23 protein-coding genes and 1 pseudogene are annotated in these 22,152 nt (G+C 60.0%); 10 read left to right on the top strand and 14 right to left on the bottom strand.

From position 1 onward, the window contains the following. Positions 1 to 10: 10 nt before the first annotated feature. The 5 genes from rbfA to FHR98_RS14055 all read left to right on the top strand — a co-directional run bounded on the left by rbfA (position 11) and on the right by FHR98_RS14055 (position 4,965). A complete protein-coding gene (gene rbfA / locus FHR98_RS14075; protein WP_183417369.1) occupies positions 11 to 442 on the top strand; it encodes a 30S ribosome-binding factor RbfA in 432 nt (143 codons plus the stop codon). Next, on the top strand, positions 432 to 1,364 hold the full coding sequence (gene truB / locus FHR98_RS14070; RefSeq protein ID WP_183417489.1) for a tRNA pseudouridine(55) synthase TruB: 933 nt from the start codon (positions 432 to 434) through the stop codon (positions 1,362 to 1,364). Before rbfA ends, truB begins: the two co-directional genes overlap by 11 nt. 23 nt (positions 1,365 to 1,387) lie before the next feature. Beyond that, positions 1,388 to 1,657: a 30S ribosomal protein S15 gene (rpsO, locus tag FHR98_RS14065; protein WP_183417368.1), complete on the top strand. Its 270-nt coding sequence runs from the start codon at positions 1,388 to 1,390 to the stop codon at positions 1,655 to 1,657. Between the two features lie 317 nt (positions 1,658 to 1,974). After that, positions 1,975 to 4,098 (top strand): polyribonucleotide nucleotidyltransferase, encoded by a 2,124-nt coding sequence (gene pnp, locus FHR98_RS14060; protein ID WP_183417367.1) that lies wholly within the window; start codon positions 1,975 to 1,977, stop codon positions 4,096 to 4,098. A gap of 138 nt (positions 4,099 to 4,236) precedes the next feature. Further along, positions 4,237 to 4,965, top strand: coding sequence for a glycerophosphodiester phosphodiesterase family protein (locus tag FHR98_RS14055; protein WP_183417366.1), 729 nt, complete (start codon positions 4,237 to 4,239; stop codon positions 4,963 to 4,965). A gap of 8 nt (positions 4,966 to 4,973) precedes the next feature. Here the strand turns inward: FHR98_RS14055 and FHR98_RS14050 are convergent, their stop codons facing one another. From FHR98_RS14050 to fabA, 3 genes are read right to left on the bottom strand one after another with little or no spacing between them, the layout of a single operon-like run. Then, positions 4,974 to 5,807: an enoyl-ACP reductase FabI gene (locus FHR98_RS14050; protein WP_221205914.1), complete on the bottom strand. Its 834-nt coding sequence runs from the start codon at positions 5,805 to 5,807 to the stop codon at positions 4,974 to 4,976. A gap of 55 nt (positions 5,808 to 5,862) precedes the next feature. Then, positions 5,863 to 7,083, bottom strand: a complete 1,221-nt coding sequence (gene fabB / locus FHR98_RS14045) for a beta-ketoacyl-ACP synthase I (protein WP_183417365.1) — start codon at positions 7,081 to 7,083, stop codon at positions 5,863 to 5,865. 40 nt (positions 7,084 to 7,123) lie between these two features. Then, a complete protein-coding gene (gene fabA / locus FHR98_RS14040; RefSeq protein WP_183417364.1) occupies positions 7,124 to 7,657 on the bottom strand; it encodes a 3-hydroxyacyl-[acyl-carrier-protein] dehydratase FabA in 534 nt (177 codons plus the stop codon). Between the two features lie 246 nt (positions 7,658 to 7,903). Here fabA and irrA point away from each other — a divergent pair, with 246 nt between their 5' ends. From irrA to rsmB, 5 genes are all read left to right on the top strand, one after another. Beyond that, on the top strand, positions 7,904 to 8,329 hold the full coding sequence (irrA, locus tag FHR98_RS14035; RefSeq protein ID WP_183417363.1) for an iron response transcriptional regulator IrrA: 426 nt from the start codon (positions 7,904 to 7,906) through the stop codon (positions 8,327 to 8,329). 268 nt (positions 8,330 to 8,597) lie between these two features. Further along, positions 8,598 to 9,011 (top strand): rubrerythrin family protein, encoded by a 414-nt coding sequence (locus tag FHR98_RS14030; protein ID WP_183417362.1) that lies wholly within the window; start codon positions 8,598 to 8,600, stop codon positions 9,009 to 9,011. 286 nt (positions 9,012 to 9,297) lie between these two features. Beyond that, positions 9,298 to 10,641, top strand: coding sequence for a heterodisulfide reductase-related iron-sulfur binding cluster (locus FHR98_RS14025; protein WP_183417361.1), 1,344 nt, complete (start codon positions 9,298 to 9,300; stop codon positions 10,639 to 10,641). 51 nt (positions 10,642 to 10,692) lie between these two features. Then, a complete protein-coding gene (locus FHR98_RS14020; RefSeq protein ID WP_183417360.1) occupies positions 10,693 to 11,286 on the top strand; it encodes a DUF3501 family protein in 594 nt (197 codons plus the stop codon). A gap of 94 nt (positions 11,287 to 11,380) precedes the next feature. Next, a complete protein-coding gene (rsmB, locus tag FHR98_RS14015; RefSeq protein WP_183417359.1) occupies positions 11,381 to 12,670 on the top strand; it encodes a 16S rRNA (cytosine(967)-C(5))-methyltransferase RsmB in 1,290 nt (429 codons plus the stop codon). 3 nt (positions 12,671 to 12,673) lie between these two features. Here rsmB and FHR98_RS14010 read toward each other — a convergent pair whose 3' ends face one another. The 11 genes and pseudogenes from FHR98_RS14010 to rplU all read right to left on the bottom strand — a co-directional run. Continuing rightward, positions 12,674 to 13,186, bottom strand: a complete 513-nt coding sequence (locus FHR98_RS14010; RefSeq protein WP_183417358.1) for an RNA pyrophosphohydrolase — start codon at positions 13,184 to 13,186, stop codon at positions 12,674 to 12,676. A gap of 96 nt (positions 13,187 to 13,282) precedes the next feature. Further along, on the bottom strand, positions 13,283 to 14,602 hold the full coding sequence (locus FHR98_RS14005) for a S41 family peptidase (protein WP_183417357.1): 1,320 nt from the start codon (positions 14,600 to 14,602) through the stop codon (positions 13,283 to 13,285). Continuing rightward, complete coding sequence (locus FHR98_RS14000) at positions 14,602 to 15,945, bottom strand: murein hydrolase activator EnvC family protein (RefSeq protein ID WP_183417356.1); 1,344 nt, start codon at positions 15,943 to 15,945, stop codon at positions 14,602 to 14,604. Before FHR98_RS14000 ends, FHR98_RS14005 begins: the two co-directional genes overlap by 1 nt. Positions 15,946 to 16,053: 108 nt before the next feature. After that, positions 16,054 to 16,515 (bottom strand): 23S rRNA (pseudouridine(1915)-N(3))-methyltransferase RlmH, encoded by a 462-nt coding sequence (locus tag FHR98_RS13995; protein WP_183417355.1) that lies wholly within the window; start codon positions 16,513 to 16,515, stop codon positions 16,054 to 16,056. A 124-nt stretch (positions 16,516 to 16,639) separates the two neighbouring features. Further along, positions 16,640 to 17,068, bottom strand: coding sequence for a ribosome silencing factor (rsfS, locus tag FHR98_RS13990; protein WP_322091264.1), 429 nt, complete (start codon positions 17,066 to 17,068; stop codon positions 16,640 to 16,642). A 2-nt stretch (positions 17,069 to 17,070) separates the two neighbouring features. Then, positions 17,071 to 17,727: a nicotinate-nucleotide adenylyltransferase gene (locus tag FHR98_RS13985; protein ID WP_183417353.1), complete on the bottom strand. Its 657-nt coding sequence runs from the start codon at positions 17,725 to 17,727 to the stop codon at positions 17,071 to 17,073. Positions 17,728 to 17,730: 3 nt separating this feature from the next. After that, a complete protein-coding gene (locus FHR98_RS13980) occupies positions 17,731 to 19,014 on the bottom strand; it encodes a glutamate-5-semialdehyde dehydrogenase (protein ID WP_183417352.1) in 1,284 nt (427 codons plus the stop codon). Positions 19,015 to 19,026: 12 nt separating this feature from the next. Then, entirely contained in the window at positions 19,027 to 20,142 is a 1,116-nt protein-coding gene (proB, locus tag FHR98_RS13975; RefSeq protein ID WP_183417351.1) for a glutamate 5-kinase, read from the bottom strand. Further along, a complete protein-coding gene (obgE, locus tag FHR98_RS13970; RefSeq protein WP_183417350.1) occupies positions 20,139 to 21,233 on the bottom strand; it encodes a GTPase ObgE in 1,095 nt (364 codons plus the stop codon). The genes proB and obgE overlap by 4 nt, the downstream gene beginning before the upstream one ends. Before the next feature lie 71 nt (positions 21,234 to 21,304). Next, positions 21,305 to 21,559, bottom strand: coding sequence for a 50S ribosomal protein L27 (rpmA, locus tag FHR98_RS13965; protein ID WP_183417349.1), 255 nt, complete (start codon positions 21,557 to 21,559; stop codon positions 21,305 to 21,307). A 234-nt stretch (positions 21,560 to 21,793) separates the two neighbouring features. Beyond that, positions 21,794 to 22,096: pseudogene (gene rplU / locus FHR98_RS16805) on the bottom strand (50S ribosomal protein L21); the annotation flags it as partial. Positions 22,097 to 22,152: the final 56 nt, after the last annotated feature.

The following is a 22,152-nucleotide window of genomic DNA, read 5'->3' as shown; positions in this document are numbered from 1 at the left end:
GACATTCGGTATGACAGTTAAACCGCCAAGTCAGCGCCAGCTTCGTGTTGGCGAGGAAATTCGCCACGCGCTGGCGCGCATTCTCATGAACGCGGACTTCCGCGACCCCGCACTTGTCGGGCGCGTTATTACCGTGAGCGAGGTGCGCCTCAGCCCCGATCTACGGGCCGCCACCGCCTTCGTCACCCCACTGGGCGGCGAGGAGTTGGATGACGTCGTTACGGCCTTGAAGCGAGCAGCGCCATACCTGCGTGGCTTGTTGGCCCGCGAGGTTACCCTGCGCACGGTTCCACGCCTTTCTTTCGAGGCGGACCGCTCCTTCGAGGAAGCCGCGCGCATCAACCGCCTCTTGAAAGGCGGAAAGGCCGCGCATGATCTGGCAAACCGGGAGGCCGGCGACGACGCACCTGACCCTGAGGAGAACCGGGATGATGGCGCGTAAGCGCAAAGGGGACCCGGTCAACGGCTGGCTCGTTTTGGACAAGCCCCTCGCTCTCACCTCGACCCAAGCAGTCAGCCGGATCAAACGGCTCTTCAACGCTCAGAAAGCCGGGCATGGCGGCACGCTGGATCCCCTGGCAACCGGCATCCTGCCCATCGCCCTCGGAGAGGCGACCAAAACCGTTCCCTATGCGATGGAATGCGGCAAACGATACCGGTTCAAGCTGCGTTGGGGACAGGCGACGACGAGCGACGATACCGAGGGCAGTGTCACGCAAGAAAGCGACAACCGCCCGACGAAAGCCGAGATAGAGGCGTTACTGCCCCGGTTCCTTGGCGAAATCGAGCAGACGCCGCCTCGCTTTTCCGCCATCAAGGTTGCCGGCGAGCGGGCATACGATCTGGCGCGCGAAGGCGAGGTCTTCGAACTGAAAGCACGTCGCGTGGAGATCTTTGAGCTGTCGCTTGTCGCCATGCCCGATGCCGACCACGCGGTTTTCGAGGTCGCTTGCGGCAAAGGCACCTATATGCGAGCGCTCGCGCGCGACATCGGGCTGGCTGCGGGCACCTTTGCCCACGTAACGGAATTGCGCCGCCTGGCTGTCGGCTCCTTCACTGAGGAACGTGCGATTTCCCTGGATTCCCTGGAGGCGATGGGGCATAGTCCCGCCGCCTTCGAGCAACTGCTTCCGATTGAGACCGCGCTGGACGACATCCCGGCTCTGGCCCTATCGGAAGGTGAGGCGCTAAGCCTCAGACGAGGGCAGCCGGTATCCCTCCTCTCTCGTCTTCATCGGGAGCGGATCGCGTCGCTGGAGTTGGACGAAGGCGAGGTGGTCTGTGCCCTGGCAGGAGGCAAACCGGTGGCTTTGGCACGGTATGAAGCGGGCGCTTTAAGTCCGGTCCGTGTCTTAAATCTTTAGCGATGTCGAAGGACGGATGAAGTATGTCTATTACCGCCGAACGTAAACAGGAACTGATCAACGAGTTCGCCCAACAGGCCAACGACACCGGGTCACCCGAAGTCCAGGTCGCCATCCTGAGCGAGCGGATCAAGAACCTGACCGGACACTTGCAGTCGCATAACAAGGATTTCCATTCACGCCGCGGCCTTCTGATCATGGTTGGTCAGCGCCGCCGCCTGTTGGACTATCTGAAGCGCAAGGATCACGGCCGCTACGCGAGCCTGATCGAGCGTCTGGGACTGCGCCGCTAAGCGGCAAACATGATCGGGAGCGTGATCGTTTCGTCGACCAAGTGTGCAATCCCCGCAGGGAATTTGCGCAAGCGGACGGCTGCGGTCAGCTCCCTTTCTTTTTTCCTCGGGGACAAACCCGTTGCGGCGTCAAGGGACGTTGCCCGGACTATGACCCTGAACCATGCATTGATGCAGGAATTCGCGCCAACGGCCGGAGTGCGGATTTCAACGACCGGGCCGACGCAAGCAGCGCCGCTTGAAAATAGCATTGGCAGCGCTTCTTTCGCGGGTCCGGTTTTCTTGTTCCGGCCGGAACCAGTAAGGATGAACCACTGATGTTCGAAATCTACCGTAAGGAAATTGAGTGGGGCGGACGCACCCTCAGTCTGGAAACCGGGCGCATTGCCCGTCAGGCAGACGGGGCAGTCTTGGCCCGCTACGGCGACACGGTCGTGCTCTGCACCGCCGTTGGCGCAAAAACACCGAAGGCCGGGATTGATTTCTTCCCGCTGACGGTCAACTACCAGGAGAAGTATTTCGCCACGGGCAAGATTCCCGGCGGCTTCTTCAAGCGTGAAGGGCGCCCGACAGAAAAAGATACCCTGGTATCGCGTCTGATCGACCGTCCGATCCGCCCATTGTTCGCCAAGGGTTACAAGAACGAGACCCAAGTCATCTGCACAGTGCTTAGCCACGACCTGGAGAACGACCCCGATGTGGTCGCCATGATCGGCGCAAGTGCTGCGCTAACCATCTCCGGTCTGCCTTTCCTCGGCCCGATCGCGGCCGCCCGCGTCGGTTACAAGGATGGTGAGTACATCCTCAACCCCCGCGTCGCCGAGATCGCAGAGAGCGACCTTGATCTCGTGGTTGCAGGCACCGCTGAAGGTGTGCTGATGGTGGAATCGGAGGCCAAAGAGCTTTCCGAGGAAATCATGCTGGGCGCCGTCAACTACGGCCACCAGGAAATGCAGGCGGTGATCAACGCCATCATTGAGTTGGCCGAACTGGCCGCCAAGGAGCCCCGCGACGTTCCGGAACAACCTGCCGAAGTCGAGGCTCTGCGCAAGGAGCTGGAAGGCGCTTTCGGCAAGAAATTGGCCGCGGCTTACAGCGAACCCGATAAGCAGGCCCGTCAGGACAAGGTTGCCGAAGTCAAGGCAGCCGCACTTGAGACCTTGGCTGAGCGCGAGGAAATGCTGGCCGTGTTCCCGGGGGTCTTCAAGTCCCTGGAAAGCGACATCGTTCGTGGCAATGTGCTGAAGACGAAGAAGCGCATCGACGGCCGAGGCCTTTCGGATGTCCGCCCTATCGTGTCGGAAGTTGGCATCCTTCCCCGCACCCACGGTTCCGCACTCTTTACCCGCGGCGAGACGCAGGCACTGGTTGCCTCAACGCTCGGCACCGGCTCTGATGAGCAGATCATCGACGCGCTGGAAGGCGAATACCGCGAGAACTTCATGCTGCACTACAACTTCCCGCCCTACTCGGTCGGTGAAGCCGGTTTCATGCGCGGCCCGGGCCGCCGCGAGATCGGGCATGGAAAGCTTGCTTGGCGCGCCATTCATCCCCTGCTGCCGGCGAAGGAAGACTTCCCCTACACGCTTCGCGTGGTCTCCGAGATCACGGAATCGAACGGATCGTCTTCGATGGCAACCGTATGCGGTTCCTCCCTGGCTCTGATGGATGCGGGCGTACCGCTCAAGCGTCCCTGCGCCGGTATCGCCATGGGTCTGATCAAGGAAGGCGAGGAGTTCGCCGTCCTGTCCGATATCCTGGGTGACGAAGATCACCTTGGCGATATGGACTTCAAGGTTGCTGGATCCGAAGATGGCGTCACCGCCTTGCAGATGGATATCAAGATCACCTCCATCACACCGGAGATCATGAAGATTGCTCTGGAGCAGGCCCGTGCGGGTCGCGTGCATATCCTGGGTGAAATGTCCAAGGCCATGCAGTCCAGCCGCGAAGGCGTGTCCGACTATGCGCCGCGCATCACAGTGATCAACGTGCCGCGCGACAAGATCCGCGACATCATCGGCACCGGCGGTAAGGTTATCCGTGAGATCACGGAAGTGACCGGCGCCAAGATCGACATCGAGGATGACGGCACCGTTAAGGTCGCCGCTGTCGACAGCGTCAAGGGCCAGGCGGCCATCGACTGGATTCGTTCCATCGTGGCCGAGCCGGAAGTCGGCACGGTCTATCGTGGCAAGGTCGTGAAGACCGTCGATTTCGGTGCTTTCGTGAACTTCATGGGGCAGCGCGACGGTCTGGTGCATATCTCCGAATTGAAGCCGGAGCGCGTCAACCAGACGACCGACGTGGTCAAGGAAGGCGAGGAAGTGTACGTGAAGTGCATCGGCATCGATGACCGCGGTAAGGTCAAGTTGTCGATGAAGCGCGTCAACCAGGAAACCGGCGAGGACCTGGAGCCGAAGGAAGAAAGCGCCTCCTGAGGCCTTCCCCTAAGTAGCTAAGACGAAAGGGCGTGTCCTGTTCCGGGACGCGCCCTTTTTCTGTTGATGTGTCGAACCGCACTTCTAAGATTCGTTTTACCATCTGCATTCCACATTCGATTTAAACGGGAGTTTCCCATGCTGACCCTACCGCCCTTCATCGCCCACCGGGGGGCTTCCGCCGACGCACCGGAAAACAGCCTGGAGGCTTTCCGCAAAGCCGCAGAGTTGGGGGCGAGTTGGGTTGAGTTCGATGTCATGCTGACTGCCGACGGGGTGCCCGTTGTGCATCACGATGACAACCTCCGCCGTATCGCGGGCGTTGATCGCGACATGGCTGAAACAGACTTTGCTGAGCTTCAAGAAGTAAACGCCACGCTGGCTACTGCGATCCCGTCGCTTGAGGAAACGCTGGCGGTCTTGGGCAAGGCCGGCTTGCTGGCCAACGTGGAGATCAAACCGACGCCGGGAAGGGCTACCGAAACCGCGCGGCGCACCATCGATACGCTGCGCGGGCATTGGGGCCATGATACGCCGCCCTTGCTGTCCAGCTTTGATTGGCAAGCCCTGGCGGTCGCTGCTGACGTCATGCCCGAGTGGCCTCGCGGCGTTCTGATCGACTTCAGGGATACACCCGATGCGGACTGGCGCAGGGCCGCCGATCGTTTGGGTGCCTTCTCGCTACACCTTGACCAGCGCTCGGCAACGCCCGCCTTGGTCGATGAGGCAAAGGCTCTCGGACTGCGCGTGCTGACCTATACGGTCAACGATCCCGACCGCGCCCGTGCGCTCTGGAATATGGAGGTGGACAGCGTTTTCACCGACCACGTAACGGCCATCGGCGAAGCCGCAAAATCAAGCGAGTAATGCCGGTATCACTCTTTGCTGGAAGGACTGTCCATCCGTTTGGGGTTGGGTATGCCCACGGCATGGTAGCCACAGTCGACGTGATGAACCTCGCCGGTGACGCCTGCCGATAGACCCGACAACAGATAGAGACCGGAACGGCCGACCTCGGCAAGCTGTGGGTTACGGTGCAGCGGCGCCTGATTTCCGGTCCAGCGGTAAACGAAGCGCGCCGCGCCGATGGCCGACCCCGCCAGCGTGCGCATCGGCCCCGCCGACAAGGCGTTGACACGTACGTTCTGGTCTCCCAGATCGACCGCGAGATACCGAACGCTGGCTTCCAAAGCCGCCTTTGCCACACCCATCACGTTGTAGTTAGGCGTTACCCTTTCCGCGCCCAAATAGGTCAGGGTCAGGAGACTGCCACCGGCCTTCATCAGGGGGGCGGCTGCGCGCGCGACCGCTGTGAAGGAATAGCAGGAGATCGCCATAGTGTGACGGAAGTTGTCGCGCGTCGTATTGAGGTAGAGCCCGTTCAACTCGTTCTTATCGGAATAGGCCACCGCATGAAGTACGAAATCGATCTCGCCCCATGCCTCTTCAAGACGCTTGAACACGCGGTCGATGTCTTCCTGACGGTCGACATCACAAGGTTCCAGGATGGTCGCCCCAACACTCTCGGCCAACGGCTGAACGCGGCGCCCAAAGGATTCACCCTGATAGGTAAAGGCCAACTCCGCTCCCTGCGCCGCCAAGGCCTGCGCGATACCCCAGGCGATGGAGTGATCATTGGCAACCCCCATGATCAGCCCACGCTTGCCACTCATCAACTGACCCTTGGGGTAGGAAGGCGCTTCAGTCATGTTCCTCACTTCTCTTTTGCGTCTTGGTCTTGACGCCCACTCTGGACCTCGTCAATCAGCTGTCGTAGCGGCTGAACACCAGGCAGGCATTGGTCCCACCGAACCCAAATGAATTCGACAGCACGCAATCGAGCTTCGCGTTCTCTTCCGTGCTCGTCACGATTGGCATTCCGGCCGCTCCTTCATCAGGGGTTTCTATGTTGATCGAAGGGGCTATGAAGCCGCCTTCCATCATCAGCAGCGAGTAAATGGCCTCCGTTACACCAGCGGCCCCTTGGGCGTGCCCCGTGAGGGATTTCGTGGAAGACAGTTTTGGCTGATCCGTGCCGAACACCTCCCGAACCGCATTCAACTCGGTGATGTCGCCCGCCGGCGTGGAGGTGCCATGCGCATTGATGTAATCGACTCGCGCGTTGCCGATTGTGGAAATGGCCTGACGCATGCAACGCACGGCGCCCTCACCCGAGGGCGCAACCATATCAACGCCGTCCGAGGTCGCGCCGTAACCGACCAATTCGCCGTAGATCTTTGCCCCGCGTGCCTTGGCATGCTCCAGCTCTTCCAAGATCACAATGCCGCCGCCGCCCGCTATGACGAAGCCGTCCCGATTGGCGTCATAGGGCCGGGAAGCTTTTTGGGGCGTGTCGTTGTATTTGCTGGATAGCGCGCCCATTGAATCGAACAGCATGGAGAGCGTCCAATGCAGTTCCTCGCCGCCGCCCGCCAACATGACGTCCTGTTTACCCCATTGAATCAACTCCGCAGCGTTGCCGATACAGTGGGCACTGGTAGAACAGGCAGAAGAAATGGAATAGCTCAGACCCTTGATCTTGAGCGCCGTGGAGAGATTCGCCGAATTTGTCGAGGACATACAGCGCGGCACCATGTAGGGGCCCATGCGCTTAACACCCTTTTCGCGCGCGATATCGGCCGCGTCGACTTGATTGGAAGTCGAGGGTCCCCCCGAACCGGCAATCAAACCGGTTCGTTCGTTGCTGATCACGCTCTCGCTTAAACCTGAATCAGCGATTGCCTCAAGGGCCGCAACGTAGTTATAGGCTGCACCGTCACCCATGAACCGTCGGACACGGCGATCTACATGGTCATCCAGATTTATCGTGGGTGCACCATGAACATGGCTGCGAAAACCCCGCTCGGCGTATTCCTCGGCGAACACAATCCCCGAGCGCCCTTTGCGGAGAGATTCGGTGACTTCCTGCTTGTTGTTGCCGATGCTGGAGACAACTCCCAGCCCTGTGACGACCACGCGACGCATGGCATTCCTCCGAAATCACTTCGTTCTAAATAGCACCTGATCAGGCACCCTGACCCGCGGTAAACAGACCGACGCGCAGATCCTTAGCCTCATAGACGGTTTTGCCATCCACTTCCAAAGCACCGTCGGCGATACCCATCACCAACTTGCGGATGATCACGCGCTTCAAGTCCAAGCGGTAACGCACTAATTTTGCCGTCGGCAGTACTTCGCCGCTAAACTTCAATTCGCCAAGGCCTAACGCCCGCCCTTTGCCGGGCGCTCCCATCCAGCCCAGGAAAAATCCGACTAGCTGCCACAGTGCATCGAGCCCCAGGCATCCGGGCATCACCGGATCACTCTCAAAATGGCACTTGAAGAACCAGAGGTCCGGATTGACATCAAGTTCTGCCTCGATTTCGCCCTTGGCAAAAGCACCGCCCTGGTCAGAAATTCTGGTAATGCGATCAAACATCAGCATAGGCGGCAGGGGGAGCCTGGCATTCCCTGGCCCAAACAATTGACCGTGCCCGCAGGCGATCAAATCATCATAGCTGTAACTATTCTTGGCTCTCGGTTCCTGTGGGCTTGTCAAGGAATCCCCCAATTAGCGTCTTTTCATCCAGAACAAAGGCAATGAATATCGATCCACCGCCTCCGGCGCGAGTGTCCAAGCGCGGCTTTATAGTAAGGCTTGAAGCAAACAACGCAAAGGTGAACTTGGCTCTTAAGGCGTGCAAACGCAAGTCTTGCGACTTTCCTTTATAGACATTCTAGAAATCTTCTGAAGGTATTGGCGTTGCCTCTTTAATTTATTCTCAATCTAGCCTATATGAAGGACATGTTACAGGCACGCCCCTATAGTCATCTGATTGAGCAACTCAAGAGCGCCGGTCTTCGACCGACCAAACAGCGCTTGGCGCTTGCTCGTCTGCTGTTCGCTCAAGGCGATCGCCACACCACCGCCGAACAACTGCACTGCCAAGCGATGGATGCGGGTGTGGGTGTGTCTTTGGCGACCGTATACAACACGCTCCATCAGTTCACGACTGCCGGTTTGTTGCGCGAAGTGATGGTTGATCCCGGTCGGTCCTATTTCGACACCAACACCAGCGACCATCACCACTTCTTTATCGAAGAACGTGGTGAACTCAAGGATATCCCGGGCGCCGCCATCGAGATTGCCAAATTGCCGGAAGCGCCTGACGGTACGACCGTCCGCCAGGTCGATATCATCATTCGCGTCGGTCAGAGCAAGAGCGCCTGATTCACCTCTACAATTCCAAAAATTCGATTTATGACAGATCGCTAATTGATTGTTTTTAGTGATTCTAATCTATTGACTCTCCGGTGAAGCGGCTCTACCTATAAAGACGGTCGGCTTTTAATTGCGAGGCACGCCGCGCAAGGAGGGCCGCCCTACGGGAACGCGCTCCGGGGCATCAAGCCGCGGGTCCTAATCAATGGGCCCGATTCGACGAGCTTTGGCCCAGGGGCGAATTGTCAGAACAGGTTTGAACAGAAAGGGAGAACCCATGTCTCTCAAGGGCACCAAGACAGAATCCAACCTTAAAGAGGCTTTTGCCGGTGAAAGCCAGGCCAACCGCCGCTACCTCTATTTTGCCCAGAAGGCAGACATCGAAGGTTTCAATGACGTTGCCGCGGTCTTCCGCTCCACGGCTGAAGGCGAAACCGGACATGCGCACGGGCACCTGCAGTTCTTGGAAGAGGTCGGTGATCCGGCCACGGGCGAGCCGATCGGCCCAACCCAGGCCAACCTGAAGGCGGCTATCGCCGGCGAGACCCACGAGTACACCGATATGTACCCTGGCATGGCCCGCGCCGCGCGTGAGGAAGGCTTCGACGAGATCGCTGATTGGTTCGAGACCTTGGCGAAGGCTGAGAAAAGCCACGCCGGCCGTTTCCAAAAGGCACTGGAAACCCTCTAAAGGCGCGACCTTTGGTAGGTTCTGCGAGCGGCGCTTGGTTCTGAAAAGAAATCAGATTGAGCCCGCTGGCAGTGCAACAGAACGGGCACCCCGGAGCAAACAGGGCCCAGGCACGAAAGTCCCTGTGAGCCCCGCTTCGGGGACACCCGCCCGGCTGCACCCCCTTCTGCGGGCGGTGCACTACGGCAGCCCACGCCTGCAGCCGGTAAATCGCACTCACCGCTGATGATCGCGACACATACGGTTCCGGTACGCTTGAGTCCGATCAAGAGGGAGATAGGGAATCATGAGTGAAGGCAGTCTCAATGCGCCGACGCGCTATCCGTTGAACTGGGAAGATCCGGCTTTTACAGATTGGGAAGCGCTCAACGACGAGATGGAGCGTGTTTTCGATATCTGCCATGGCTGTCGCCGCTGTTTCAATCTTTGTGATTCCTTCCCCAAGCTGTTCGACCTGATAGACGAATCGGAAAGCGGTGAACTCGATAGCGTCGATCGCGCAGCTTATAAGCCGGTGGTGGATGCCTGCACGCTCTGTGACATGTGCTTCATGGTGTCTTGCCCCTACGTGCCGCCGCACGAGTTCAACATCGACTTCCCTCACCTGATGCTGCGCTACCGCTATGCGGAGCGAAAGCTTGGCAAACACAAGGACGGCTTGGAAGCGGAGATCACCAAGACGGACCGCAACGGAAAGTTGGCTGCGAAGGTGCCGGGACTCGCCAATTGGGCAAGTCGTACCGAGAACAAGCTGACAAGGCCGTTAATCGAAAAGGTGGCCGGGGTTCATCGGGAAGCGGCCCTGCCTAAGTTCCACGGCAAAACACTCACCTTACGCGCCAAAAGCGAGGTGCCGGAGGTCAACAAGGAAGCGCCTGCGTATGGTCGCAAGGCTGTGATTTATGCGACTTGTTTCGCCAACTATAACAACCCGGAAATTGGTATCGCGGCACGTAAAGTCTTGGCGCACAACGGTGTCGAAACCGAGGTGGTCTACCCTGGATGCTGCGGCATGCCGCAACTCGAGCAAGGCGACTTTCCGAAAGTCAGCGAGAAAGCCAGGCATGTATCGGCTGAATTGGGCTCATGGATTGCCAAGGGCTATGACGTGATCGCACTGATCCCTTCTTGCGCGTTGATGTTGAAGTTCGAGTGGCCGTTGATCCTGCCTGCCGACGAGGGCGTAGCAACCTTGTCCCGCGCCACGCGCGACCTCTCAGAGTACATCGTGGAGATTGCCGGAAAGGAGGGCCTTGCCGAGGGTCTGAAGCCCCTGCCGGGCGGTGTGGCGCTTCATCTGGCCTGCCATGCTCGGGCGCAGAACATGGGTGCTAAAGCCGCTGAAATGATGCGACTCATTCCCGAGGCAGATGTGGGTGTGATTGCACGCTGCTCGGGACACGGCGGCTCCTGGGGCGTCATGAAGCAGAATTTCGAAACCGCTCTGAAAGTCGGTAAACCCGCCGCACGCCAAGCCGCCAAGGAAAACAAGACCTTTTTGGCCAGCGAATGCCCTCTTGCCGGAGAGCATCTGCAGCAGGGAATAGACCGCCTGGGGTTGACGGAGAGGCCAAAGATCGAGCTGGCCAGTCACCCGATTGAACTCTTTGCCCGGGCATACGGGCTGTGAATGCACAGCGCGGCCGAGTGCCGCGCTCAAGATCAAGGAGTACTGATACCAATGGCCCGCCAGAATCGTGAGATATCGCGCCAGGACATCCTGCCGATGGACATCTATGAAAGTCAGCGCAAAGAGCGCCGCCGCGACCTCGTTGCTTTAAAACGCAACCGCCGCGTGGAAGTTGGCCCCGTCGCGACCTGGTACTTCGAAAACTACGAGACGATGTGGAATCAGATTCACGAAATGCTCTATATCGAGCGTGGCGGTGAGGCGCAGATTGCGGACGAGCTGTCCGCCTACAACCCCTTGATACCACAAGGCCGTGAACTTGTTGCAACCGTCATGTTCGAGATTGACGACGCCGAGCGCCGCAAGCGTTTGCTCGGCAAACTGGGCGGCATTGAGCTGAAAGCCTTCCTGCGTGTGAACGGCGAGGAAGTGACCGCCCGCCCGGAGGAAGACGTGGAGCGAACGACCGCTGATGGCAAAGCGTCTTCCGTTCACTTTCTGCATTTCGATCTAACCGACACACAGGCAACGGCCTTCAAGCAACCCGGCGCCGAAGTTATCATCGGTTTTAGCCATCCGAACTACCATCACATGACTCAGATCTCCGAGGAGGTCCGCAGCGCGCTTGCCCAGGACCTTGACTGATACGCTTTGTCGGAGAGAATGCAGCACCTCTGGGTTGCTGCCCCTAGCGGCACAAGCAACTCGCCCCCGACACCCGCACGAAGGGACCGAGAATTTGGCGAAGGCTAACAGCAGAGCGCTCGCGTTACGCCTGCTCATCGATTGTCTGGAGCGTGGGCAACCTTTGGACCGCCTGCTCGCTGGAAACGTTGCCCTCGGTCAGCTTGAGACTCGCGACCGCGGCTTCGTGCGCCAGATGGTCGCGACGACCTTGCGGCGGCTCGGTCAGATCGACAATGCCCTAGGGGCTTGCCTGGACAAACCATTAAAACCCCGTCAAGCCGACTTGCGAGCCCTGTTGCGCCTGGGTGCGGTACAAATTCTCTTCATGGCCGTGCCCGCCCATGCGGCGGTTAGCGAAACCGTCGCCCTGGCTGATGGAAAGCTGAGCCCGTTTCGGGGCCTAGCCAATGCGGTGCTCCGCCGTCTCGAACGAGAGAAAGAGAGACTGTTGGCCGACCAGGACGCCGCCCGTCTCAACCTGCCGTCCTGGCTCTGGTCGTCGTGGGCGTCGGCTTATGGCGAAGCCATGACCCGGCACATCATGGCCGTTCAAATGGAAGATCCCCCCTTGGACATCAGTGTCAAGGAGGACCCCGAGGCCTGGGCCAACCGACTTGGCGCCACCATCCTGCCCGGCGGCAGTCTGCGCTTGACCGGCGGCAGCGGCGAGATTTCCGCCTTGCCCGGCTTCGCCGAAGGCGCTTGGTGGGTCCAGGATGCGGCGGCGGCGCTTCCCGCTCGTTTGCTGGGTGACCTGAGCGGCCAGCGGGTGTTCGATCTCTGCGCGGCGCCTGGCGGCAAGACAGCTCAACTCATCCTGGCCGGCGCTGTGGTCACCGCGCTCGATCAAGACGCAAAGCGTCTGGCGGTCCTCAGGGAGAACCTCGGTCGCTTGTCCTTGACGGCTACTGTCGTGCAAGCGGACGCAAGTGCGTGGACGCCTGTGGAACAGGCCGATGCCATCCTGCTAGACGCACCCTGCTCGGCCACCGGCACCTTGAGGCGGCACCCGGATATTGCCTGGCTACGCAGGCCGAGTGATATCGCCAAGATCGTAACGTTACAGCAAAAGCTGCTCGTGCGAGCCGCCAAGCTCCTCGCCCCCGGCGGTACGCTGGTTTATGCGGTCTGTTCGCTGCAGCCGGAGGAAGGACCGCAGCTCGTAGACTCGTTTCTGGCTGAAAGGAGCGATTTCGCGCGCAAGTCGATCCAACCTGAAGAACTTCCGGGATTGGAGAACTTGATCACCGCCGCCGGCGATCTGCAAAGCCTGCCCGGCCACCTTCAAGAGTTGGGGGGACTAGACGGTTTTTATGCCTGCCGGCTCGTTAATCAGGGCTGATTTTTAGGGCTGTAGCAGGTGCGAAAAGGCCGCAAGCACGCGCTTGTAAAGGTCCTGCTTGAACGGCACGATCAGGTCCGGGAGTTGAACGTGATTGACCCAGCGCCAATCGTTGAACTCCGGGTCACCGGTCTCCAAATTGATCTCTGCGTCGCTCCCGGTAAAACGCATGGCAAACCATTTCTGTTTTTGCCCGCGATAGCGGCCTTTCCAAAGCTTGGGTATCAGATCAACAGGTAAATCATAGGTGATCCACTCGTGACTTTCAGCGAGTGGCTCGGCGCTGGCTGTGCCGATCTCCTCCTCCAGTTCACGAAACGCGGCCTGCAAGGGATCTTCGTCCTTGTCGATGCCACCTTGGGGCATTTGCCAGGCTTCACTCTTCATATCGCAACGCTGGGCCACGAACACCTTGCCTTCGGCGTTAAGCAGCATGACGCCCACACCCAGACGATATTCCAGCCGCTCGATCTCTTCGTCCGTGAGTCTTCGTGTTGCTTCAGGGTCGTAGCTCATGGTTGACGCTGATATCTCCCGCCTTCTCTTATCAATCACCGGCGGGAGAGGGCCTGGATTGACCGACCCTCTCCCGAATGTGTCGGAACAATCGGCTTAATTCGCCGCCCGCTCCTTGAACAAAGCCAGGCCCCGCAGAAGGTCAAGGGCACGAGAAAGCTGGTAGTCGCTGCTAGAGGCTGCCGCCGGTGCGGCCTCTTCGCCCTCGCTCGGAGCTTCCTGTGCTTCCGGAGCGGGTGCTCCTTCTTCTTCAGTCGCCGGCGCCCCTGCCTCATCTCCGTTGGTTAGCGCACCGCGCAGATCAGCCTCGCGGCGACGGCTGCCGGCGTCGATCTCCTCGAGCCTGGCTTGCTTCACTTCTATGTCCGGCACGATGCCGGTCGCCTGTATCGACTGGCCCGACGGTGTGTAGTAACGCGAGGTCGTCAGACGCATAGCCCCGTGCCCGGGCAGCGGTATGATCGTTTGCACCGAGCCCTTGCCGAATGACTGAGTGCCCATGATAATCGCGCGGCCGTGGTCCTGGAGCGCGCCCGCGACAATCTCCGAGGCCGATGCGGAGCCGCCGTTGATAAGCACGATCAGCGGCTGTCCGTTCACCATGTCCCCGGGCTCTGCATTGAAGCGATAGGTTTCCTCCGGATCGCGCGCGCGCGTCGACACGATCTCACCCTTATCCAAGAACGCATCGGTGACCGCGATGGCCTGATTCAGCAAACCTCCGGGATTATTTCGAAGATCCACGACCCAACCGATCACCTTGTCGCCCAGCTCTTTCTTCAAATCGGCAATGGCCTTATCGAGGCCGGGGGACGTCTGTTCGTTGAACGCCGTCACGCGGATATAGCCGATGTTGCCTTCGACGCGGCTGCGGACCGACTGAATACGGATCACATCGCGGGTGATGGTAATGTCGAAGGGTTCCTGGTCGCCGCGGCGGATCGTCAGTACGATGTCACTTCCGACTTCGCCCCGCATCCGGTCAACCGCATCGGAGAGGTTCAATCCCAAAACCGGCTCGCTGTCCAGGTGAGTAATCAAGTCGCCGGCTTCAACACCTGCCCGAAAGGCTGGCGTATCGTCGATGGGCGAAACCACCTTGACGAAGCCGTTTTCCATCGTGACCTCGATCCCTAGACCCCCAAATGCCCCCTTCGTCTGTACCTGCATGTCGCCGAAGGAATCGGCGTCGAGATAACTCGAGTGCGGGTCGAGCGATGACAGCATGCCGTTGATCGCGGCTTCGACAAGTTCCTTGTCGGTGACTTCCTCGACATATGAGGAACGAACCCGCTCGAATACGTCGCCGAACAGCTTCAGTTGTTCATAAGTATCCGACTTGGAGCTCTGCGCGTGGAGGACGCCCGGTGCCAAGAGCAACAGCAGCAAGAGGGCGGGGAGAAGCTTCCTTAGCATCAGCTTTTTACCTTTTCTTTTTCCTGGGCCAGCCAGGGTAAGGGATCGATCGGCCGCCCGTCACGCCGCAACTCCAGATAAAGCTCTGGATTGCCGGTACCGGGATCGCCCATCACGCCAACCGGCTCTCCGGCCAAGACCCACTGTCCTTCAATGGCATCGATCCGCTCGAAGCCCGACAGCAAGCTATGATATTGCCCGGAATGCTCGATGATCAAGATAAGCCCATAGCCCCTGAAATTCTGGGCGTAGACTACTTTACCGTCATAGGGTGCGACAACCTGCGCGCCAGGTCGTGTCTCCAGATAGAGCCCCTTGGCATTACCGCCTGCTTTGGATTGCGGCAAGGCGGCGCCAAACCGGTAACGCAGGTGTCCGCGTGCAGGAATGACGAGACTGCCAGGGTTGTCGGGAAAGGGACGCACATCCTCGGGCATTGCAGAGGGCGCCAACAGCGCTGTCTGTGCGGGCTCTTCTACAGCCGGAGCCATGTTTTCCGCCGTTCCATCGGCAGTCTGGCTGGGCGCCGGCGGCGTGACAGAGGCCGGTGTCGTCGCGGGTGAGGGCGGCGGCGGCACATCCGGTTTGATCGCTGGCAGGGTGATGCTGGCCAACAACCGCTCTCTCTCAAGGCGGGCAATCAAGTCACGAAGGTCGGCGGCTTTTTGCGACAGAGCCTGCGCATGAGCCCGCGAAGCCGCGAGTTCCTCGCCCGTCGCCGCTTCCAACTCAACCTTTCGTTCAAGCAATTGTGAAAGGCCATCACGTTCTTTCGCCAGCGCAACCTCGGTCGCCAGCAGGTCTCGTTTTTGTGTTTCGATCTGGCCGCGCAACACCGCTAGATCGGAAAGGTCGGTCCGAAGGTCGCGCGCTTCCTCCTCAATCCGGGGGAGTGCGGCCTGAAGCACCAGATTTCCGCGCGCCAAGTCAACCGGCGATCCCGGGCCCAGCAACAAACTTTCCTTTGGCAGTAGCGCCATACGCTGTAGTCCCTGGATGATGCGGGCCATCTGCTGACGGCGCTGCCTGAGGTTCACCCTCGCGCGTGCCTCCTCGACTTCGAGAACCGTCAAAGTTTGCTCGATCCGAGACAACTCCGACTCCAACTCTTGCGCCCTGTGAGCACCATCAACCAACTTGGCGCGGATAGCCTGCATCTCGGATTGCAATTCCTTTGCTTTAAGACTCAAAGCCTCAGATTTCTCGCGGTCCGCTTCCAAGGCCTTTTCGACCTCCATCAGCGCTGTCGGCGCCTGGTCGCCATTCAGCGCGGCCTGCTGCCCTGCAGCCGGGCTACCGACCAACAGGGTTGCAAGCAGAATAACCGGGCAGTAAGGCCTCATTGCGGCATGGCTCTCAGCATATCTCTCGACGCGGCCTCCTTGGACGCAGCAATTGTGCGTGGGATTCCGGTCGATATTATATGGGATTGCATGCCGTCTGTCGCAGCCTTAGACGCCACGGTGATAAGGGTGGCCCGCCAATATCGTTTGAGCGCGAAACAACTGCTCCACCAAAAGCGTGCGCGCCAGCATGTGGGGCAAAACCATCGCGCCAAAGGACAGTTTGAAGTCGGACCTCTCGATGACTTCTGCCGACAGGCCATCGGCACCGCCGATCACAAAGGCCACCTCCCGGCGGCCCTCGTCCTGCAGGCCTTGCAATAACGCCGCGAAGGCCTCACTCGAGATGTTCTTGCCGCTGCGCTCCAGTGCGATGACGTAAGCGTCCGCAGGCAAGCTCGACAACAGGGCAGCGCCTTCCGCCACCATCAATTGCTCGGCGGGCAAGGGCCGTTTTTCTTCGACTTCCTTGAGGGTAAGCGGCCAGGAAAGACGCTTGGCGTAGTCATCGTAGGCTGGCGCCAGTTCACTGCGCTTCATCCGCCCAACAGCGGCCAATGTGATGCGCACGTCGCCCTCCCGAGACCTCGGCCCAATTTCAAGATTCTCACCGCCTGCTCCAGCACTCGCCTACCCGGTGCCAGTCAGGTCCTTCCATCCCCGGTGCCCGGTTCTGGGCTAATCTCAGGATCGTTCAGGCCTGGCCCGCGGTTTCCAGTACGTCACTGCCCCACATCTTCTCAAGATTGTAGAATGCACGTACTTCCGGTCGGAACAGGTGAACGATGATATCGCCAGCGTCGATCAGGACCCAATCGCTGCGTCCCGCGCCTTCCACTGCCACTGAGAGTTTGCGCTTCTTCAACTTCTCGCGCAGATGCTCAGCCATGGCACCGACCTGGACCGTGGAGCGGCCCGATGCGATCACCATGTAGTCGGCAATGCTGGTTTTTCCGGAGAGATCGATAACAATGAGGTCTTCGGCCTTATCGTCATCCAGGGAGCCCTCCACAAGCTGGAGGATTTCTTCACTGCTCGGAAGCGCGGCGACCTGCGCCTGACCTCCGTTCGTTTCACTCTTTGCGCCTATGACTGCACCTCCGTCGTTTGCGCTCTTTTGCACCTTCATCCCGGCCAGTCGGGATGGATAGCGCGAATGCGCGTCGCCGAGAGCGGATTCTTCCGGCCATGAACATAAACCCAGGCCGGAGGCTGGGTGGTCACCAATAGCCCGGCCGATTTCTCGGGCAGACGAAACTTGGCAAACCGCTGAGCCGCCTTGGCTAACGTCGCTCTTATAGAATAGGGCGGACGGTCGAAAACCGCAACGGGAAGCGACTGAAAGATTGCTTCCCAATCCTGCCATCGATCAATCTGGCAGAGGTTGTCGGCACCCATCAGCCAGACAAAGCGAACACGCGGAAACAAGGCCTTAAGCACCGCCAGCGTCTCGGCGGTATAAATGGTTCCAAGCTGACTTTCCAAGGTCGTCACCCGGATGGCCGGATGACTGGCCTTCCGTTCGGCCGAGGCTCGGCGACGCGCCAACTGGGCCATGCCCTGTTGGGGCTTTAGCGGGTTTTGCGGACTCACCAGCCACCAGACCTCATCCAAACCCAGGCGTCGCAGTGCAGCCATGGACAGTTCGCGGTGTGCTTCATGGGCCGGGTTGAACGAGCCGCCCAAAAGCCCAATCCGGGCACCCGGCGGCGGGAGTCGTCCGCCAAGCGCCTCTGCGAGTTGGCGAGGGGTCAAGCGCCACGCTGTTGGGTGGTGCGTCATTGACTAGGGGCGAACCTGGCCACTGCCATGCACGCGGTATTTCGTACTGGTGAGCTGTTGGGCTCCGACCGGCCCACGGGCATGCAGCTTGCCCGTCGATATGCCAATCTCGGCCCCCATGCCAAACTCACCGCCATCGGCAAACTGGGTCGAGGCGTTGTGCAGGACGATACCGGCGTCGACCTCGGCCATGAAGCGCTGTGCCGCTGCTGCATCCTCGGTCACGATACACTCGGTGTGATGTGACCCATGGCGATTGATGTGTGCAACGGCCTCGACCAGATCATCGACAACCCTGACCGAGAGGATTGGTGCGAGGTACTCAGTATCCCAATCGGCGTCAGTGGCCGCCTTCACATCAGGCACCAACGCGCGCACCGATTCATCACCCCGCAGCTCGCAACCGGCCTCGGCCAAATCGCGGAGAACCGGCTGCAAGTGGCTGGCAACGGCGGCACGATCGACAAGCAGCGTCTCGGTTGCACCGCAAATACCCGTGCGCCGCATTTTTGCGTTAAGGGCGATGGCGCGGGCCTTGTCCAGATCAGCGGCGGCATGGATATAGGTGTGACAGAGACCATCCAGATGGGCCAGCACCGGAACCCGGCTTTCATTCATCACCCTCTCGATCAAACCGCGCCCACCACGCGGTATGATCACATCGACGCTGTCGCTCATCTTCAGCAGAATACCGACGGCCTCCCTGTCGCTGGTCGGCGGGCGCTGGATCGCCGATTCGGGCAAGCCAGCGGCTACCAGGCCATTCTGCAAAGCTTCAAGAATTGCGGCGGATGATCGCGCGGACTCCGAGCCGCCACGCAGAATCGCCGCGTTACCGGCCTTCAGGCAGAGTGCACCGGCATCGGCTGTCACGTTCGGGCGGCTCTCGTAGATAATCCCAATGACGCCCAAAGGAACCGACACTTTCTCGATTCGCAGGCCGTTGGGACGTGTCGTCGATTCCAGAACACGATTGAGCGGATCGGGGAGCTTGGCAATTTCCTCCAAACCAACCGCCATCGCCTCCACGCGCTGGGGATTGAGCTCAAGGCGATCCAAAAGCGCCTCGGTCAAACCTTTCTCGCGGGCTTCGGCCATGTCTGCGCCGTTTGCAGCCAGGATCTCGTTCTGGCGCGCGCGCAGTGCGGCTGCAGCGGCCAACAGGCCGGCATTGCGTTGAGCGTCACTGGATTGCGCCAGAATGCCCGCCGCCGATTTCGCTGCCTTGCCGAGCGCCATCATTGACCGGCGCAGATCATCCTGGTCAGGAAACACTTCCGCTTTCATCGCCATCACTCCTCAGCTCACCACCAAGTCGTCACGGTGGATCAGCTCTTCGCGCCCACGGTAGCCGAGCAGGCTTTCGATTTCACGGCTCTTGTGACCTTTGAGGCGTGCTGCGTCTTCCGAGCCATAGGCGACCAAGCCGCGCGCCAGTTCCTGCCCCTGCGCATCACAGACCAGCACCGCGTCACCTCGTTGGAACGCGCCCTCAACGGCAATCACACCAGCCGGTAGTAGGCTCTTGCCGCGTCGCAGTGCGCCGGCCGCGCCCGCATCCACGATTATGCGCCCCGATGCACTCAGGCTTCCGGCTATCCAACGTTTGCGCGCCGTCAAAGGCTCCACGGCGGAGAGGAACCAGCTACAACGAGCGCCGTCGCGGAGCTTGCGCAAAGGATTTTCGTGCCGACCATCGGCAATGACCATCCGGCACCCAGCCGCGGTCGCAATGCGCGCTGCCGCCAATTTGGTGATCATACCGCCGGAGGAATAACCCACGGGGGCAGCGCCCGCCATTGCTTCAATCTCAGGCGAAATTTCCGCAATTTCGGGTAGGTGCCTGGCGTCCTGATTGCTGCGTGGATCGGAGTCGTAGAGACCATCGATATCGGAGAGCAACACCAGTGTGTCGGCGTTCATCATAGCCGCGACTCTTGCCGCCAGACGGTCATTGTCGCCGAAGCGTATCTCCGCCGTCGCCACGGTATCGTTCTCGTTGATAACCGGCACCGCGCCTAGGCGCAACAAGGTGCCCAGAGTGTTGCGCGCATTGAGATGACGGCGGCGCTCCTCCGTATCGCCCAAGGTCAGAAGAACTTGAGCGACAGTGATTGCATGGCGGGCCAATGCCTCTTGATAGGCGTGTGCCAAGCGCACCTGCCCGGTCGCCGCCGCCGCTTGCTTTTCTTCAAGCTTGGGTGGCCGGGCGGTCAAACCCAAGTGCCGCCGTCCGACCGCAATGGCTCCGGAGGAAACCAACAGAACCTCGGCGCCTTGAGACCGCAAATCCGCGACGTCGTCGGCCAATGCTTCCAGCCAGCCACGTCGGATGGCGCCGCTCTTCTCCTCGACCAACAAGGACGAGCCGATCTTGATCACTACCCGTCTGGAGTCCGACAGGCGCTGGCTCATGGTTGCCAGTCTCCAACCTCGCCACCGAAAGTTTTGCCTTTCGCCCCGGCTTCATCGGCTGCGCTCAGCGCCGCCTCCCGCCGCTCCCGGCGATCGACTTCAATGATTTTCCAGAGCGCGCCGAGTACGTCCTTGACGCCCTTGTGGCTAACACCGGAACAAAGCCGGACCTGCGCCCCATTGGCTGCCCTGCTCAGAGTAGCTTGACGTTCCTTGATGGCCGCGTCGTCCAATGCATCGACCTTGTTCAAAACCAACACTTCCGGCTTGTCGGCCAATTCCGCCGCATAGGCGGCTAATTCACCGCGGACCGTGTGATAAGCCTCTGTAATGGCGTCGGGCTCAGCCGTACCATCCACGAGATGCAGCAAGACGCCACAGCGTTCGATGTGGCCAAGAAACCGGTCGCCCAGGCCCTGGCCTTCATGCGCACCTTCAATCAGGCCGGGAATATCGGCAAGAATGATCCGCTGCACGCCATCCAAATCCACCACGCCCAAATTCGGGTGAAGCGTAGTGAAGGGATAATCGGCGATTTTGGGTTTGGCCGCGCTAACAACCGAAAGGAAAGTCGACTTGCCGGCATTGGGCAACCCGATCAGTCCAGCATCGGCAATCAGCTTCAGGCGCAACCAGACCCAACGCTCCTCACCAGGATAACCCGGGTCGTGCCGACGCGGCGCGCGGTTGGTCGCCGACTTGAAATGGGCGTTACCGAAGCCACCGTCACCGCCGCGACAGATCGTCACCCGCTGACCAATCTCGGTCAGGTCGGCGATCAAGGTTTCCTTATCCTCGTCAAGAATTTGGGTGCCGACGGGAACTGCGATCAACATCTCCTTGCCGTCGGCGCCTGTCATATCCTTGCCGCGGCCGTGATGCCCGCGTTCGGCTTTGAAGTGCTGGCGGTAACGAAAGTCGATCAGGGTGTTGAGTCCTTCCACCGCCTCAAAAACCACGTCGCCCCCGCGGCCGCCGTTGCCGCCGTTAGGTCCGCCGAACTCGACAAACTTCTCGCGCCGGAACGCCACACAGCCGTTTCCGCCGTCGCCGGACTTCAGGTAAATCTTGGCTTGATCGAGGAACTTCATAATCATCCATAACAAAAAGGGGGGAACGGCAAGCCGTTCCCCCCGAAACTTTCACCTGCGGTGGGGTCCGCTTAAGCCTGCGGCTCCACCGAGATCGTGGTGCGGTCGCGCGTCTTGTGGAAGGACACCTTGCCTTCGACCAGCGCAAACAGCGTGTGATCACGACCCATGCCGACGTTGGTGCCGGGATGATACTTGGTGCCGCGCTGCCGTATCAGGATGTTGCCCGCCAGGACCGCTTCGCCGCCAAACTTCTTGACGCCAAGACGGCGACCTTCTGAGTCACGACCGTTCCGTGAGCTACCACCAGCTTTTTTATGTGCCATGGCTGCTTACTCCTTTGTCTTGTCCGCCGCCTTCTTGGCGGCAGTGGTCTTCTTCGGCGCAGCGGCCTTCTTGGCCGGAGCCTTAGCGGCAGCCGCCTTCTTAGGGGCCTCCGCCTTGGGCGCGGCTTTCTTGGGAGCCTCAGCTTTCGCGGGGGCCTCGGCCTTTTCCGCAGTCTTTGCTTCAGCCTTCTTGGGAGCCGCGGCCTTCTTGGCCGGCTTTGCGCCGTCGGTCAGGATGTCGGTCACACGCAGCACCGTCAGGTCCTGGCGGTGACCCGCCGTGCGCTGATAGTGCTTGCGGCGCTTCTTCTTGAAGATCGTGATCTTCGGGCCGCGTGTCTGCTCCACCACCTCGGCGGTCACAAGCGCACCGGCGACAGTCGGCGCACCGACCGTGGCTTTACCGCCGTCACCCAACATCAAAACCTGGTCGAGTTCGACCGTGGCACCGGCGTCACCCGCCAGCTTCTCCACGACCACGATATCATTCTTGGCGACCTTATATTGCTTGCCGCCCGTTTTAACTACAGCGAACATGGCGTTCATCATTCTTCAATTAGTGCAGAAAACCGTTTTCGCGGGCATCACCAGGA

This window comes from Limibacillus halophilus (assembly GCF_014191775.1).
Lineage (GTDB): Bacteria > Pseudomonadota > Alphaproteobacteria > Kiloniellales > CECT-8803 > Limibacillus > Limibacillus halophilus.
This window is presented reverse-complemented; position numbering and strand designations above follow the sequence as displayed.